Below are 14,511 nucleotides of genomic sequence, written 5' to 3' on the forward strand. Positions count from 1 at the left end.
GACATGAGCGATTCAGCGATGCCGGCGGCGCAAACCTTTCACGACCTGTACCGCGACCATCGTGGCTGGCTGGAAAGCTGGCTGAGGCGACGCATGAGTAATGGATGTGATGCGGCAGACCTGAGCCAGGATACCTTCGTCCGGTTACTCGCCAGCTCGCAGCACATTGCCGACCTGCAGGAGCCCCGCGCCTACCTGGCGACCGTCGGCAAGCGACTGCTGGCCAACTTCTATAAGCGTCGTAGCCTGGAGCAGGCCTACCTCGATGCCCTGGCGTTGCTGCCGGAAGACTGTGTGCCGTCGCCCGAGCAACGCTGGTTGCTTCTGGAAACCCTGCAAGTCCTCGACGAATTGCTCGATGGATTGCCGACTGCGGTGCGCCGGGCGTTTCTCTGGAGTCAGCTGGAAGGCCTGGGTTATCAGGAGATTGCCGAACGCCTGCAAGTCTCCGAGCGCACGATCAAGCGCTACATGGCGCAAGCCTACGAACATTGCCTGCTGGTGGAATTGTGATCGGTTCGGCACCTTCGGCTGAAGTCCGGCAAGTCGTGCGGGCCGCCGCTCAATGGCTGGCACTCATGGAATCAGGCGCCGCCAATGAACGAGATCGCGCCAATCTGCAGCAATGGCGTGACAGCCATCCCAGTCACGAACAGGCCTGGCAAAAAGCTCAACTCTTGCGCCAACGCTTTGCCGACCTGCCGTCGGCATTGGCCATGGCCAGCCTGGATCGGCCGCAGACGAGCCGGCGTACGGTGCTCAAGCGCGCCATCGGGGCGGTGGCGTTGGTGCCGACTGCCTGGCTGATCAGTCGGCAGCTGCCTCTGGATGTCTGGCGCGCCGACCTGCGAACCGCGACCGGGGAGGGCAAAAAAGTCCAGTTGGTTGATGGCAGTTCGCTGCAATTGAACACCGCGAGTGCCGTCGATATCGACCTGAAGACCCGGCGACTGACGCTCGTGGAGGGCGAAATAGCGCTGAATGTGCCTGGGACCTCGCCGTTGACGATCCAGACGCACTTCGGACAAGTGGTCGTCAGTCAGAGCGAGGTGTGTGTTCGTCAGGGGCAGACGGGTTGCAGGGTGTCGGTGCTTAAAGGCACGGTGCAGTTGCAGCCGTTGCGCGGACCGGTCTTTTCGTTGCGTGCTGGTCAGCAAGTCAGCCTTCTGGCGGCGGGTGCTGGCACCGTGGAGCCTTTCGATGTGCTTGCACCGGGCTGGCGTGACGGTGTGTTGATGGCGCAGAACCAACCTTTGGGGGATTTTCTGCGCGAACTCAGCACCTATCGCCCGGGCGTGTTGCGCTGGGAGCCAGAACTGGAATCGCTGCGCGTCACCGGCAGTTTCCGTCTGGAAGACACCGATCGCATCCTGGCGCTGCTGGCGGTCAGCTTACCGCTGGAGGTGCATATGCGTACGCGCTACTGGGTTACGTTGCTGCCGCGCAAAAATATTGTCTGAGGGCTGTCCCCTTTTTTCGCTTCGCTTGTCATTCAAGGCAAGTGAAACGAAATCAGAGAGATTCTCAATGCCCGTAGTGATGCCCTGCAGTACGCGTCTGGGTTCTTCCAGTCTGCGCCCGTTGTTGCACTTGAGCCTGTTGTTGAGTCTGAGTGCGTGTCCGTTGTTCATCACTGCCGGTTGGGCCGAAGACGCGCCTCGACGCAGTTATCAGGTGCCGGCAGGAAGCCTCAGCGCAGCGCTGACTCGCTTCGCCGGGCTGGCCGGGGTCAATCTGTCAGTGGACCCGGCACTGGTGGGAGGTCGCACCAGCACCGGTCTTTCCGGCGAATACGCGGTGGAGGAGGGCTTTGCCCGACTGTTGCAGGGTTCTGGTCTGCAACTGCAGCCAGTGGGTGAACAGGCGTACATCCTGACCCCGGCGCCAGAAGGCGGCAGCCTGCAACTGGCCCCTACCTCGATTCTTGGCGCCACCGACTCGGCGGATGGCGGCGTGTATGCCGGCGGCCAGGTCGCGCGCCGTGGTTCGCAAGGCTTGCTGGGCTCGAAAGACTTCATGGAAACGCCGTTCAGCATGACCACCTACACCAGCGAGGTGGTCAAAAACCAGCAGGCTCGTACCCTGGGCGATCTGATCGCCAACGATCCGTCGGTTCGCGCCACCAACCCGGCGGGTGGGCGTTATGAGCAGTTCACCATTCGCGGGCTCAGCCTGTTCAACAGTGATGTCGCCTACAACGGCCTCTACGGCATCCTGCCGACCTATACGATCGATATGGAGATGGCCGACCGCGTCGACATCCTCAAAGGTCCGACCCAGCTCATCAATGGCATCTCGCCGCGGGGCAGCGTGGGGGGCGGGATCAACGTGGTGCCCAAGCGCGCCACCGACAAGCCCATCACTTCGTTTACCGGTATGTATGCTTCCGACAGTCAGGTCGGTGGTGCCGTGGATGTCGGCCGGCGCTTCGGTGAAGACAACAAGTTCGGTATTCGTTTCAACGGCGTGAAGCAGTCCGGCGACACCGAATGGGATCACCAGAATGTCGATCGCGAGATGGCCGTGCTGGGCCTGGATTTTCGCGGTGAACGCCTGCGGCTCTCGACGGATATCGGGCGCAACGAGCGTGATACCGACGCGCCGCAGGAACGCGTGCAGGTGGGCCCTAACGCGCAGGTTCCGCATGCCAGCGATGTGCGCCGCAACTATGCGCAGCCCTGGAGCAAGGCGAGTACCAACGACACCTTCGGCACGGTGAACGCTGAATACGATGTCAACGATTCCGTCATGTTGTACGGCGGTGTGGGCGCGCGCAAAAGTAACCATGATTTCCTCCGGCATGCCGTTTCAGTCACCAACAATGCTGGCGCTTTCAGCGTTCAACCGCGTGACTTCACCCGTGACGAAAATGTCCGGACGGGCACGGCAGGGGTGCGCAACTGGTTTCATACCGGCCCGGTGAGCCATGAAATCAATCTGGCCGCCAGCTATTTCTACATGGACTTTGAGAACGGCGGTGCCCGTTATGCCGCGGCCAACAGCAACATCTATAACCCCGTGGAAACACCAACGCCTGCCAGACCCACGCGACAGGATGCGAAGGTCTATACCGAGAACCGCTCCACCGGCGTGGCGTTGTCCGACACCCTGGGTTTCTTTGATGATCGGCTGCTGCTGACCCTCGGCGCTCGCTGGCAGCGCGTGAAGGTTGACGACTGGACCGATAATGTCAGAGGCGACACCGCCTACGATGAGGAAAAGGTTTCGCCATCAGGCGGCATCCTGTTCAAGGCCACCGACAAGCTGTCGCTGTATGCCAACTTCATGGAAGGCCTGAGCCAGGGCAAGATCGCGCCGTCGACTTCGGTGAACGAAGACGAGATCTTCCCACCGTTCATCAGTCGTCAGGTCGAGGTCGGCGCCAAATATGACGCGGGTGCGTTTGCCGTCACCGCGGCGGTGTTCCGGATCAAGCAGCCAGCCTATGAGACCAACGCCACGACGCGGGTCTTCGGCCCCAACGGCAAGCGTGAGAATACAGGTGTAGAACTGAGTGTGTTCGGTGAACCGCTCGATGGTTTCCGCCTGCTCGGCGGTGTCATGTACATCGACAGCGAGTTGACTGACACCACCGGTGGCACCTTCGACGGCAACCGGGCGCCTGCCACGCCGAAATACAACGTCAACCTGGGCGCCGAGTGGGACGTGCCGAACGTACAGGGCCTGACCCTGACCAGCCGCGGCATCTATTCCAGCTCGCAGTTTCTGGACCAGTCCAACAACAAGGAAATCGACTCCTGGGAGCGTTTCGACGTGGGCGCACGCTATGCGTTCAAGGTCGATGAAACGAACGTCACCGTGCGTGCCAATGTCGAGAACGTGGCGGACAAGCGCTACTGGAGTTCGGCCGGGGCCTCGGATGACAGCGAGCCAGGCTTGACGCTGTCGACCCCGCGCACCTACCTCCTTTCGGCGACCGTCGATTTCTGAATCGACACAGCCGTGCGCTGCGCCACAGGGAAGGGCGTCAGCGAAGGGGCTGAATTCCGGGCTGATGTAAGAAGGGGCAACTTTTCAGTTGCCCCTTTTTTCGTCTGTCGGTCAGAACCCGAACTTGTCCCGCAAGCCGTAATACCAAGCACCCAGCGCAGCGAAGGGTGTGCGCAGCATTTGTCCGCCGGGGAACGGGTAGTGGGGCAGGTCGGCAAACGCGTCGAAACGCTCGGCCTGACCACGCAGTGCTTCGGCCAACACCTTGCCTGCCAGGTGCGTGTACGTCACGCCGTGGCCGCTGCAGCCTTGGGAATAGTAAATGTTGTCGCCCAGGCGTCCGACTTGAGGAAGACGCGACAGGGTCAGCAGGAAATTGCCGGTCCAGGCGTAATCGATCTTCACGTCCTTGAGCTGCGGGAAGGCCTTGAGCATCTTCGGCCGAATGATCGCCTCGATGTTCGCCGGATCCCGCGCGCCATACACCACACCGCCGCCGAAGATCAGGCGCTTGTCGCCGCTCAGACGGTAGTAGTCGAGCAGGTAATTGCAGTCTTCGACGCAATAGTCCTGGGGCAGCAAGCTTTTCGCCAGCTCGTCGCCCAAGGGTTCGGTCGTAATGACCTGAGTTCCGCAGGGCATGGATTTGGCTGCCAGCTCCGGCACCAGATTGCCGAGGTACGCGTTGCCCGCAACGATGATGAATTTGGCCCTGACCTTGCCCTGGGGCGTATGCACCACCGGGTTCGCGCCACGCTCGATGCGCACCGCCGGCGACTGCTCATAAATAGTACCGCCCAATGATTCGACGGCAGCGGCTTCGCCCAGCGCCAGGTTAAGCGGATGAATGTGTCCGCCGCTCATGTCGAGCATGCCGCCGACGTATTGATCGCAGCCCACCACTTCACGGATGCGACGTTGATCCATCAACTCGAGCTGCGTGTGACCGAAACGCTCCCACAGGCGCTTTTGGGATTCCAGATGGCCCATCTGTTTGGCAGTGATCGCGGCGAATACACCGCCGTCCTTCAGATCGCATTGAATGTTGTATTTGGCGACCCGCTCCCGAATGATCCGCCCGCCCTCGAACGCCATCTGTCCCAGCAACTGAGCCTGCTTGGGGCCGACTGTGCGTTCGATCACATCGATATCACGGCTATAGCTGTTAACGATCTGGCCGCCATTACGGCCCGAGGCGCCGAAGCCGACCTTGGCGGCTTCCAGGACGGTTACCCGAAAACCGTTCTCCAGCAGAAACAGGGCAGAAGACAGACCGGTGTAACCGGCACCGATTACACAGACATCAGTCTCTACGTCATCCTGCAAGGCCGGGCGCGGCGGAACCGCATTGGCCGACGCGGCGTAATAGGACTCTGGGTAGGGGGTGTTCGCCATCCTGCGGCCTCTGTTTAATATATTTTACGAGTGCGTCGATCCTACCCGAGTTAAAAATCTACCGCCAGCCACCGCAAAATCTTCTTTGCAGCAGAAAAATTAAATATTTTGCATATTCATAGGGTTAGCTCGAAAAAAGGTGTTGACACCCCTCCGGAATTCCGTAGAATGCCGCCTCACAGCAGGCACGTAGCTCAGTTGGTTAGAGCACCACCTTGACATGGTGGGGGTCGTTGGTTCGAGTCCAATCGCGCCTACCAAACAAAATCCGCTCTGCTGGGCGGTCTAGAAGGGCTCACCGAAAGGTGGGCCCTTTTTGTTGCCTGCTATTTGCGATATCAGGCGTGGGTTATGGAAAGGTCGCTGATAATGCAGATCGAGCCGTCTTCCGGATTGGTGATGTCGGAGTAATCAATCTGGTTGTACACACCGCCGTGGAAGGCGAGAGTTTTCGTGTCCCAAGTGTTGTCGAGGCGCATGATTGCGGAGGTGGATTTCACACCGTTACAGCTCGCCGATACGGATACAGCGCCGCTCGAGTTCGCATGAATGTTGATTTTGAAAAGTGCACCAAGCGGCACGTTTTCCAGAACTGTCGAATTGACCGGGTCGTCTTGCAGGTAGCTCGACCGGAATCCCATGGTGATTTTGCCTTTGTTCCAGAACACTTTTACCGGAGGTCGTTCGGAACCCTTTACGTGAATTTGACCGATCACGACCTTCTGCAGCGAGTTGACCTTCGTCAGTCGCATTTCTTGTCGGTTCCAGTGCTCTGCGGCGCTGGAGAACAGCCAGTAGCCAGGCTCCTTCCACTCGCAGCGAGTTCGTTTCGTGCTCTTGCTCGAAGCTCCGAGCGTTGGCGCTGTCATCTGCAGCGAACCATCGGGAAGCATCGAGACGATGTCGGGGCATTCGATCAGTGCCCGCCAACCGATCAGCTCCAGCGCAATCGGGTTGGTGTCAGAAATAGGCAGCGGGGTAGCGATGGTGAAGTTGCTGATGTCTACAGTCATTGTCGATTCCTTATTTCATTTGATGTCACCTTTTGCTCAGTTGAGCCTTTCGTTTCCCCAACCCACTCATCGACTGTTTGTTGCTCTCTCGGCTGAAAGCCGGAGTAATCAATGGCGAGGATCCTGGGCTGTTAAAGCGGCGGATCTCTCGACCCTTCGCTGCCGGTCCCAATAGTGGGGACTGGGTTGCGATGAAATAAACATTACCTTCAGGTAACTTAATATGCAATACCTGTTGGTAATTGTTTTGCATGAGCGAAAAAAAGCCCGCACTTGGCGGGCTTCGGGCGAAACCGGAAGGAGTTGAGCTGATTGAGTCTCTAGATCGGAACCACAGAAGCGGCATTTCTGTGAACGAGGTCAGCGTGAGTACATCGCCCACCAGAACACGTGACCCAGGATCGCGATCTGCTGCTCCTGAGTCTCGGCGAAGGTGTAGTCCTCATCCGGGTGCTCGTCACGATTGAAGCTGCGCAATCGGATGCCGGTAGGAGTCCGGTAGACCTGCTTTACGCGGAGCTGGCCGTTGTGGTTGATCGCGTACATGTCGCCGTCGACGATATCGCCCAGCGAATTCTTTCCGACGTTCACGCCTACCGTGGCACCGTCGCGAAGCACTGGAAGCATGCTGTTGCCACTCACTGCCACGCATTTCGCATTGCTGAACTGCACGTTGTTATGACGCAGGTCTTTTTTGAAGAAGCGCAACCTGGCGCTGTTGCTTTCTGCAATCGCAAACCGACCAGATCCCGCAGCCAACTCCACTTCCTGGAGGAATGGTACGTAGACCTCATCGTCATCGAGCGGGGTTTCGTCATCCCAGGTCTCGATATCAGAAAGGTGAAGGGGTGGGTTGGTTTTTGCCCCGCCTCCATCCGCAGCCATTCCCGCCTTGTCGAGACCGTATCGGTCAAGTCCAAGGGTCTGCTCTATTTCCCGAGCGAAATCCTCCCCAATGTTTTTCCTGCTCGACGCAGGCATCGAGGTTGAAAGACAGCGAGAGATGTAATTTGCGCTCTTGCCAAGGGCGTCAGCCAGGCGAGCCTGCTTTCCCTCGAAGCGCTGCATCATGAGCGAGCGTAAGTTTTCGCGGCGAATATCTGAAATTTCCATGGCCAAATGATCCCTTCCTGTTACCAAAAGGTAAATCCCCCTATAGGAATTTCTTTGTAATTACCTTTTGGTAACAATCGAGTCGCCTAACTCGCCAAGAGTTGAGGGCTGAAGACTGGCGCCAAATCTGGCCAGAGCTTTCCGCCGCCTGACCCGTTGATGAAATACTCCGGCATGCGAGCAGAAGTATCGGATGTGAACGAAGTGTTTAATGTCTGCCAGGGCAAGCGATAGGCGCGGAGTGAGCGGGCGCCAGATTTATGGGCTACTACTGACAGGCTGATTCAACTTCGTCCTGACAGGAGTAACTCGATGCTGGCTCACTGGTTTCTTGCGGCGGTTCACCTCTTGGCGTTTGCACTGGGCTTCTGGGCCGTGCTGTCTCGCGGTACGGCTTTTCGGCGCCTGGCTGCCGGGGCGGGGGAGGCTCGCAGCGTACTGGTCGCGGACAATCTGTGGGGCATCTCTGCAGTCATTCTCCTGGTCACCGGTGGGATGCGAGCCTTTGGCGGGTACGAAAAGGGCACTGATTACTACCTGCATCAGCCTCTGTTTCACCTCAAGATGACGCTGTTCGTCCTCATCCTGTTGCTGGAAGTTGCGCCGATGGTGACGCTGATTAAATGGCGGATTGCGCAGGCGCGCGGCGCGGCCATCGATGCCGGTCGTGCAAAGCTGTTTGCACGGATCAGTCATATCGAAGCGCTGCTGGTGTTGCTGATGGTTGTGGCGGCCACGGGCATGGCGCGAGGTGTGACGTTTGGTTAGCCAGGTGCGATTGCACGCTTTCCCTGGGTTTTTCCGAAACGTCCGACAGAAATAACGTGAGGCAGGCCGGTAGTATTGGCTGCACGTTCTGGGCTGGTGGCTACGGTAGTGTTCGCGACGCTTGAATCTTAGCCAGCCGTGGTTCCGGGATGAACGGGCTGGCTACTGACTGCAGCAGGATTCAGGATTGCGGCTTGTCCGGGGCGGTCAGGCCAGCCTGAATGCGCTGATAAATTTCTTCGCGATGCACCGCAACGTCTTTCGGGGCGTTGATGCCAATCCTGACTTGCTGGCCACTTACGCCCAGAATGGTGATCGTAATGTCATCACCAATGTTTATGCTTTCACCGACTTTGCGGGTGAGTATCAGCATGGTCTTCTCCTTGATTGCTTTGTAGGGCACCTGATTCGGACAGTGCAGAGGTCGGTGGTATGTATAGATTAGTGCGAAGTCTCACGGTTTGGGTGCCTCTTTCTGACGCGCAGATGCTGCATTAATTCCCAAGGCGTAACTATACAGAGGCCGCAACCATCATTCTCGTTGTTTTGAGCCCATTTTGCGGCACTCGGGAAGTATTCATGAATGTTAAAATCCCCGCTTTAAGCATTCAGAGGGAAGCGTTGTGCGCAAAATGGCCTTGGTAATCGCAGTACTGGCGTTGGCGGGATGTGGTGAGGGCAAGAGCGTTGATGTGCAAAAACCGCAGCCGACAGCGGCGGCAGCACCCACGGTGGCATCGGCACCGCAGTGGGATCTGGAAGTGCGAGGTGAAATCACCCAGGCTGTCAGTGATCTCAGCGGCTGGCTGATCGAGCACAGTTTCGTTTCCACTGTCGTCAAGGAAAATGGAAAGACCCGGATTCTGCTCGGGCCATTCAATTCGAAAGCCGAGGCAGAGGCCAAGCAGGCAGAAGTGGCCGCGGCGCTCACCCGTGCGAAGAAACAGAACATCGAATTGCTGATCGTCGAGCATCCAGTGACTCGGTAACCGGTCTTGTCGCTAAAGCCGTTCGACCGAACTTTCTAAAGGGCATCGATGGTGACTCGTCTCTAGACGTAGTCACTGTCGATTTCCAGAAGGAGTTCCCCGATGGCCTCCGCCACCCCTTACAAAATATTCGACGCGGTCCTGCGTCAAAAAAAGACCCTGAGCCCTCATATGATGCGTGTCACGCTGGCCGGCCCGATGGTCACCGAGATGGCGACTTGGGCGCCGGATCAGCGCGTGAAGCTGTTCTTTCCCGCCATGGACGGTTCGCCAGCCAGGCTGTCCCATGATGATGGCTGGTACGCACGCTACCGCTCGATGCCGGTGGCCCAGCGCCCCGCGATGCGCACTTACACCATCAGGCATCTGCGAGCCGAGCAGGGCGAAGTGGACATCGATTTTGTGTTGCACGGCGAAACCGGTCCTGCCTCACGTTGGGCAATCCATGCGGCGCCGGGTGAGTCGATACAGATCGTCGCACCTGATCGCCAGTTTTCGGCGCAAGACGCGGGAGGTTTCGAATGGAAGCCGCCCCAACAGCTCAAGCACCTGCTTCTGGTCGCGGATGCCACTGCGTTGCCTGCAGCGCTCGGCATCCTGGATGAGATGGCGGCACTCGCTGAGCCACCGATTACTCAGGCGTTTTTTGAAGTGGACAGCCTGGACGATGCGCTGCCGGTACCAGACTGGCCCGGACTTTCAGTGGAGTGGTTGATTCGAGATCATTGCGCCGCTGCTGGCGCGGGCTCGCTGATGGTCGAGGCGGTCTGTCAGGCGAACCTGCCGTCATCCTCTTCCAAAGCGCAAACGGCGGAGCTGGCGGCGGTCGATGTGGATGCGGATACCCTCTGGGAAACGTCGGAGGCGGCCGGTGATGGATTCTATGGCTGGATCGCCGGGGAAACGGTCGCCGTCATGAGCCTGCGTAAGCACTTGATCAAAGAACGCGGGATTGCCCGGGAGTCACTCAACCTGATGGGCTACTGGCGCTACAACAAAGCTGGTGGTTAGAAACAACAAAGGCCTCGGGTATTAAAACCCGAGGCCTTTGTGTTTTCAGGGAACGCTTAACCGCAGGCTTTCATGTCCACCGGGCCGACAAATTCGTTGCCGCGCCCCATGACACACGCCACGCTCTGATTGCGCTGACGTTCCCAGGTCTGGACCGGGTAGGTCTTGTTCCAGGCTTCGTACAGTTGCCGATCCTGTTTCGACAGGCGCAGGCCGTACTGCTTGCTCATGTAGAAATATGTCCGGGCGATCATGCCGCGAATGGAAGGGCGGGGCATGACCTTCTTCGCCTTGAAGTCGACTTGAGTCAGGCACGAGCCGTACTGACCCGATTGCACTGGCAGCCAGCCAAAACTGAAGTTGCTGCGATCGCCATTCACCTCGCCGATGCTCGGCACCAGGTTATGCAAATCGGCCTCGGCCTTTTGATAGGTCGGGTCATAGCGCGTGCAGTTTTTGCGCCCGCCTTCTTGCCAGCACTGACGCTGATGGCCGATCTGCCAGGCGGGAACAATGTGTTCCCACTCGATACGGGATGCGCGCTTGGCATTCTTGCGGGGTACATAACCACAGGCCGCGAGGTCGACCTTGTTGCCGGTGTATTTGCAGCCGCAATAGAACTCGGTGGATTGCGGGGCGTACAGCTTCCAGGCGACTTTCTTGGCTTCGTTGAAGGTGCGTGGGGCGCCAGCCTGGGCGCCGAGGGAGATGAACAGAAACAGCAAAGCAAACCAGCGGACACTCATTGACTCAATCTTCCTTCGGCACAACCCAGAAAATCTGCACGCCGCCATCGTCGCGATAGGCGAGGGTGACGTTGTCGTTCTCATCGATTTCTTCGAGCAGGCGTTCCCACTCATTCACTGGCTCGTCCGGGAGGCGGAAGATCAGTGCAGCTTTGGCTTTCTGGGCGGTGGGGGAATTGATGATTTTCTGAACGCGCATGCCCATGCGTTCATAGGCGTCAGGAGAGGCAGAAGTGGTGGACACGGAATTATCCTTATTAAGCTGTACGTGCATACAGTATTTAACTGTAAGCATTTTCGCAACTGCTTAAAATTCAAGAAAATCCTCTGACAGCGGTTTTTTCCGTTTGGTGTAGGAAGAAGGAGATTTTTTATCAGATTAGAGAGGTGAACCACTCACCAGTGTTGGCGAGTGGTGAAAGCGGTGCCCGACCGGAAGCGGTCGGGCGAGGGCGACTCAGTATTCCCAAAACATCCGCTGCAGCTCTTTGCTGTCATTGGTCTTGGTCAGCGCGACCATGGCCAGGATGCGAGCCTTTTGCGGGTTCAGGTCATGTGCCACGACCCAGTCGTACTTGTCGTCAGGCTGTTCGGCGTTACGCAGTACGAAACCACCGGCGTTGACGTGGGAAGAACGAATGATTTGCACGCCATCCTTGCGCAGGGCCTGCAGGGCAGGAACGACCCGCGAAGAGACCGAGCCATTGCCGGTGCCGGCGTGGATGATGGCTTTGGCACCTGACTGGGCCAGGGCTTTGTAGGCGGTGTCGCTCACGTTGCCGTAGGAGTAGGCGATTTCGACGTCAGGCAGGCTCTTGATGGTTTTGATGTCGAATTCCGAGTCCATGGTGTGACGCTTGGCCGGTAGGCGGAACCAGTAGGATTTGCCTTCGACCACCATGCCGAGTGGACCCCAGGCACTTTTAAACGCCTCGGTCTTGATGTTGATCATCTTGCTGACGTCGCGACCCGACTGGATTTCATCGTTCATGGTGACCAACACGCCTTTGCCGCGTGCGTCTTTGCTGCTGGCCACGGCCACCGCGTTGTACAGGTTCAGCATGCCGTCGGCGGACATCGCGGTGCCTGGGCGCATGGAGCCCACGACGATGATCGGCTTGTCGGTTTTTTCCACCAGGTTCAGGAAGTAGGCGGTTTCTTCCAGGGTGTCGGTGCCGTGGGTGATGACGATGCCATCGACGTCTTTGCTGTCGGCGAGTGCCGCCACACGACGACCCAGTTGCAACAGGTTGTCGTTGGTGATGCTTTCGGACGCGATCTGCATGACCTGTTCACCACGAACATTCGCCAATTGGCTCAGTTCCGGAACCCCGGCGATCAATTGTTCAATGCCGACTTTCGCCGCTTGGTAGGTGGCACTGTTCGCAGCGCTGGCGCCCGCGCCGGCAATGGTGCCGCCGGTGGCCAGGATCACCACGTTCGCCAGTTTCTGTTGGGTGTCGACTTCTTTTGCCTGAAGGGCGGAAGGCAGGAGCAGCAGGAGGGCCAAGGCGCCCGGAACGAAGGTCTTGAAAGCAGATGTCATTATTTTTCTCTCTAGTAGTGAGACAGTGCGGATGCAGGTTCATCTAGATGCGCCCCAAGCTGATCTGAACGTTTGGGGTGAATGAGAAAAGCAGGATCTGTACCAGTCATGCTTGGGAATTGAAAAATGCCTTTAACCTGATGATTTGTATCAACTATTAGGGTTGTTTTGAGTGTGGCTTAAACATCTTGTTGTCCGGGTTTCCGAATATGTTTTGCATTTGCGTTCGGCTCTCCGAAAAGGACTACGGCTCCTGTTGAACAAGTCGTCTTGCCAGATCGTAAATCGATGCTAAAGAAACCCGCGGGCAGGTCGATGTCTCTCTAAAGGATCTTTTTTTTCAGGAGTTCACATGTCGTTTGCTGTCGGTTTTCCCAATGCAGGTGCAATCACCATTGGCGGCAAGTCCACTACCACCATCAACGCCTTGAGCGAATCCACCTCCGAGACCTCGACGCAACTGCTGGGTGAGAAAGAGGGTGATACAACCCAGGTCCGGACCGGTGGTGGCACTCCCGCCGAAACCAAAGCAGACAGTGGCAGCAACCAAAGCATCGCCGTGAAAATGTTGCTCAAGCGGATGCAGGAACTGCAACAGCAGTTGCGTGAGCAGCAACAACAACTGGCCGCCACTCAGGCACGGTCTTACCCGACACCGGAAGCCAAGACCACGGCGGTCATGTCGATCCAGGGGCAGGTTGCCGATACTAGCGCTGCGCTGGCCCAGGTCACTGGCAATCTGGTGAAAGAGCTGGCCAAAGACTCCAGTACCGGCAGTATTGTCAGCACGACAGCGTGATGTCGGTGGTTGGCTTTGGCTGACTGGGGCACCAACGGGCCGTTGACAAATGTCGGCAGGGTTCGCATAGTTCGGTCTACGCAAACGTTTGCGTGACGCTCCCGATGGCTTGTCTGTCGGTGAGCGCAACGAAGCCTACGCCAGCGCAAGCGTTGCTCAGAATAATCATAAGATCGGAGTGAACCCATGAAGCTGCCATTCGCTGGACGTCTTCTCGCTGTCGCTATGCTGGCTGCCGCATCCGCCGCGCTGCCTGTTTCTTCGGCCTTCGCCGAGACTCCTGAAAAACCTAAAGTCGCGCTGGTCATGAAGTCCCTGGCCAACGAATTCTTCCTGACGATGGAAGACGGCGCCAAGGCTTACCAGAAAGAACACTCCGCCGATTTCGACCTGATCTCCAACGGCATCAAGGACGAAACGGATACCGCTGGCCAGACACGCATCGTCGAGCAAATGATTCTGGCCAAGGTCAATGCGCTGGTCATCGCACCCGCTGACTCCAAGGCCATGGTTCCGGTGATCAAGAAAGCCATCGATGCCGGTATCACGGTGATCAACATCGACAACCAGCTCGATCCGGCCGTCGTCAAAAGCAAGAACATCAACGTACCGTTCGTAGGCCCGGACAACCGCAAAGGCGCGCGTCTGGTGGGCGAGTACCTGGCCAAGCAACTGAAGGCCGGTGACGAAGTCGGGATCATCGAAGGCGTATCCACCACTACCAACGCCCAGGCCCGCACAGCGGGTTTCAAGGATGCGATGGAAGCGGCGCAAATCAAGGTCGTCTCTTTGCAATCCGGTGACTGGGAAATCGACAAAGGCAACAAGGTTGCCGCCTCGATACTCAGCGAGTACCCGGAGGTCAAGGCCCTGCTGGCCGGCAACGACAGCATGGCGGTCGGCGCGGTGTCTGCCGTGCGTGCAGCAGGCAAGGCCGGCAAGGTGCAAGTGGTCGGTTACGACAACATCAACGCCATCAAGCCAATGCTCAAGGACGGACGCGTCCTGGCCACCGCTGACCAGTTTGCTGCCAGGCAAGCGGTGTTCGGCATCGAAACTGCGCTGAGGATCATCAAAGGTGAGAAAGTCGACAGCGGCACCAATGGCGTCATCGAAACTCCGGTAGAGCTGGTTACCAAGTAGTCCTTCTGGCGACACAACGGCGCTCGCCCGTCCGGGC

Annotated in this window: 15 protein-coding genes and 1 tRNA gene; 9 read left to right on the forward strand and 7 right to left on the reverse strand. The window is 58.0% G+C overall.

The features are described from left to right. Positions 1–3 precede the first annotated feature (3 nt). The 3 genes from ACYZUD_RS00975 (at position 4) to ACYZUD_RS00985 (ending at position 3,951) form a co-directional block, all read left to right on the forward strand. A complete protein-coding gene (locus tag ACYZUD_RS00975; protein WP_462022188.1) occupies positions 4–513 on the forward strand; it encodes a sigma-70 family RNA polymerase sigma factor in 510 nt (169 codons plus the stop codon). Further along, positions 510–1,460 (forward strand): FecR domain-containing protein, encoded by a 951-nt coding sequence (locus tag ACYZUD_RS00980; RefSeq protein ID WP_462022189.1) that lies wholly within the window; start codon positions 510–512, stop codon positions 1,458–1,460. The genes ACYZUD_RS00975 and ACYZUD_RS00980 overlap by 4 nt, the downstream gene beginning before the upstream one ends. Before the next feature lie 67 nt (positions 1,461–1,527). Beyond that, positions 1,528–3,951: a TonB-dependent siderophore receptor gene (locus ACYZUD_RS00985; protein ID WP_462022190.1), complete on the forward strand. Its 2,424-nt coding sequence runs from the start codon at positions 1,528–1,530 to the stop codon at positions 3,949–3,951. Positions 3,952–4,062: 111 nt separating this feature from the next. Here the strand turns inward: ACYZUD_RS00985 and ACYZUD_RS00990 are convergent, their stop codons facing one another. Further along, positions 4,063–5,346: an NAD(P)/FAD-dependent oxidoreductase gene (locus ACYZUD_RS00990; protein WP_462022191.1), complete on the reverse strand. Its 1,284-nt coding sequence runs from the start codon at positions 5,344–5,346 to the stop codon at positions 4,063–4,065. A gap of 183 nt (positions 5,347–5,529) precedes the next feature. Here ACYZUD_RS00990 and ACYZUD_RS00995 point away from each other — a divergent pair. Continuing rightward, positions 5,530–5,606: transfer RNA gene (locus tag ACYZUD_RS00995), tRNA-Val, on the forward strand. A 78-nt stretch (positions 5,607–5,684) separates the two neighbouring features. Here ACYZUD_RS00995 and ACYZUD_RS01000 read toward each other — a convergent pair. Together ACYZUD_RS01000 and ACYZUD_RS01005 are read right to left on the reverse strand one after the other, a co-directional pair. Then, positions 5,685–6,359 (reverse strand): polysaccharide lyase family 7 protein, encoded by a 675-nt coding sequence (locus tag ACYZUD_RS01000; RefSeq protein WP_462022192.1) that lies wholly within the window; start codon positions 6,357–6,359, stop codon positions 5,685–5,687. Positions 6,360–6,719: 360 nt separating this feature from the next. After that, positions 6,720–7,430 (reverse strand): S24 family peptidase, encoded by a 711-nt coding sequence (locus ACYZUD_RS01005; RefSeq protein WP_462025158.1) that lies wholly within the window; start codon positions 7,428–7,430, stop codon positions 6,720–6,722. A gap of 354 nt (positions 7,431–7,784) precedes the next feature. Between ACYZUD_RS01005 and ACYZUD_RS01010 the strand changes: the two genes are divergently transcribed. Next, positions 7,785–8,240 (forward strand): DUF2214 family protein, encoded by a 456-nt coding sequence (locus ACYZUD_RS01010; RefSeq protein ID WP_462022193.1) that lies wholly within the window; start codon positions 7,785–7,787, stop codon positions 8,238–8,240. Between the two features lie 181 nt (positions 8,241–8,421). Here the strand turns inward: ACYZUD_RS01010 and csrA are convergent, their stop codons facing one another. Beyond that, the gene (gene csrA, locus ACYZUD_RS01015) at positions 8,422–8,613 is read right to left on the reverse strand and encodes a carbon storage regulator CsrA (RefSeq protein WP_008028241.1); all 192 of its coding nucleotides are present in this window, start codon (positions 8,611–8,613) and stop codon (positions 8,422–8,424) included. Between the two features lie 250 nt (positions 8,614–8,863). Between csrA and ACYZUD_RS01020 the strand changes: the two genes are divergently transcribed. Continuing rightward, positions 8,864–9,229 (forward strand): SPOR domain-containing protein, encoded by a 366-nt coding sequence (locus tag ACYZUD_RS01020; RefSeq protein ID WP_462022194.1) that lies wholly within the window; start codon positions 8,864–8,866, stop codon positions 9,227–9,229. A 102-nt stretch (positions 9,230–9,331) separates the two neighbouring features. Continuing rightward, complete coding sequence (locus ACYZUD_RS01025) at positions 9,332–10,240, forward strand: siderophore-interacting protein (protein ID WP_462022195.1); 909 nt, start codon at positions 9,332–9,334, stop codon at positions 10,238–10,240. Positions 10,241–10,296: 56 nt separating this feature from the next. Here the strand turns inward: ACYZUD_RS01025 and ACYZUD_RS01030 are convergent, their stop codons facing one another. The 3 genes from ACYZUD_RS01030 to ACYZUD_RS01040 all read right to left on the reverse strand — a co-directional run bounded on the left by ACYZUD_RS01030 (position 10,297) and on the right by ACYZUD_RS01040 (position 12,532). Next, positions 10,297–10,986 (reverse strand): endonuclease, encoded by a 690-nt coding sequence (locus ACYZUD_RS01030; protein WP_462022196.1) that lies wholly within the window; start codon positions 10,984–10,986, stop codon positions 10,297–10,299. Positions 10,987–10,990: 4 nt separating this feature from the next. After that, positions 10,991–11,260, reverse strand: a complete 270-nt coding sequence (locus tag ACYZUD_RS01035) for a DUF1654 domain-containing protein (protein ID WP_462025159.1) — start codon at positions 11,258–11,260, stop codon at positions 10,991–10,993. A gap of 183 nt (positions 11,261–11,443) precedes the next feature. After that, positions 11,444–12,532, reverse strand: a complete 1,089-nt coding sequence (locus ACYZUD_RS01040) for an asparaginase (protein WP_462022197.1) — start codon at positions 12,530–12,532, stop codon at positions 11,444–11,446. 352 nt (positions 12,533–12,884) lie between these two features. Here ACYZUD_RS01040 and ACYZUD_RS01045 point away from each other — a divergent pair, with 352 nt between their 5' ends. Together ACYZUD_RS01045 and ACYZUD_RS01050 are read left to right on the forward strand one after the other, a co-directional pair. Next, a complete protein-coding gene (locus ACYZUD_RS01045) occupies positions 12,885–13,331 on the forward strand; it encodes a hypothetical protein (RefSeq protein ID WP_462022198.1) in 447 nt (148 codons plus the stop codon). Between the two features lie 186 nt (positions 13,332–13,517). Further along, positions 13,518–14,474 carry a substrate-binding domain-containing protein gene (locus ACYZUD_RS01050; RefSeq protein WP_462022199.1) on the forward strand — a complete coding sequence of 319 codons (957 nt, stop codon included), beginning with the start codon at positions 13,518–13,520 and terminating at the stop codon, positions 14,472–14,474. The last annotated feature ends 37 nt before the right edge of the window (positions 14,475–14,511 follow it).

Source organism: Pseudomonas sp. XS1P51, assembly GCF_054897845.1.

What these genes read in the sequence shown, in the direction of transcription:
- ACYZUD_RS01050 (WP_462022199.1), top strand. Translation starts at nt 13,518, where the DNA reads ATGAAGCTGCCATTCGCTGGACGTCTTCTCGCTGTCGCTATGCTGGCT.
- ACYZUD_RS00985 (WP_462022190.1), top strand. Translation starts at nt 1,528, where the DNA reads ATGCCCGTAGTGATGCCCTGCAGTACGCGTCTGGGTTCTTCCAGTCTG.
- ACYZUD_RS01000 (WP_462022192.1), bottom strand. Translation starts at nt 6,359, where the DNA reads ATGACTGTAGACATCAGCAACTTCACCATCGCTACCCCGCTGCCTATT.
- ACYZUD_RS01025 (WP_462022195.1), top strand. Translation starts at nt 9,332, where the DNA reads ATGGCCTCCGCCACCCCTTACAAAATATTCGACGCGGTCCTGCGTCAA.
- ACYZUD_RS00975 (WP_462022188.1), top strand. Translation starts at nt 4, where the DNA reads ATGAGCGATTCAGCGATGCCGGCGGCGCAAACCTTTCACGACCTGTAC.
- ACYZUD_RS01005 (WP_462025158.1), bottom strand. Translation starts at nt 7,430, where the DNA reads ATGATGCAGCGCTTCGAGGGAAAGCAGGCTCGCCTGGCTGACGCCCTT.
- ACYZUD_RS01030 (WP_462022196.1), bottom strand. Translation starts at nt 10,986, where the DNA reads ATGAGTGTCCGCTGGTTTGCTTTGCTGTTTCTGTTCATCTCCCTCGGC.
- ACYZUD_RS01010 (WP_462022193.1), top strand. Translation starts at nt 7,785, where the DNA reads ATGCTGGCTCACTGGTTTCTTGCGGCGGTTCACCTCTTGGCGTTTGCA.
- ACYZUD_RS01040 (WP_462022197.1), bottom strand. Translation starts at nt 12,532, where the DNA reads ATGACATCTGCTTTCAAGACCTTCGTTCCGGGCGCCTTGGCCCTCCTG.
- ACYZUD_RS01045 (WP_462022198.1), top strand. Translation starts at nt 12,885, where the DNA reads ATGTCGTTTGCTGTCGGTTTTCCCAATGCAGGTGCAATCACCATTGGC.
- ACYZUD_RS01035 (WP_462025159.1), bottom strand. Translation starts at nt 11,260, where the DNA reads ATGCACGTACAGCTTAATAAGGATAATTCCGTGTCCACCACTTCTGCC.
- ACYZUD_RS00990 (WP_462022191.1), bottom strand. Translation starts at nt 5,346, where the DNA reads ATGGCGAACACCCCCTACCCAGAGTCCTATTACGCCGCGTCGGCCAAT.
- csrA (WP_008028241.1), bottom strand. Translation starts at nt 8,613, where the DNA reads ATGCTGATACTCACCCGCAAAGTCGGTGAAAGCATAAACATTGGTGAT.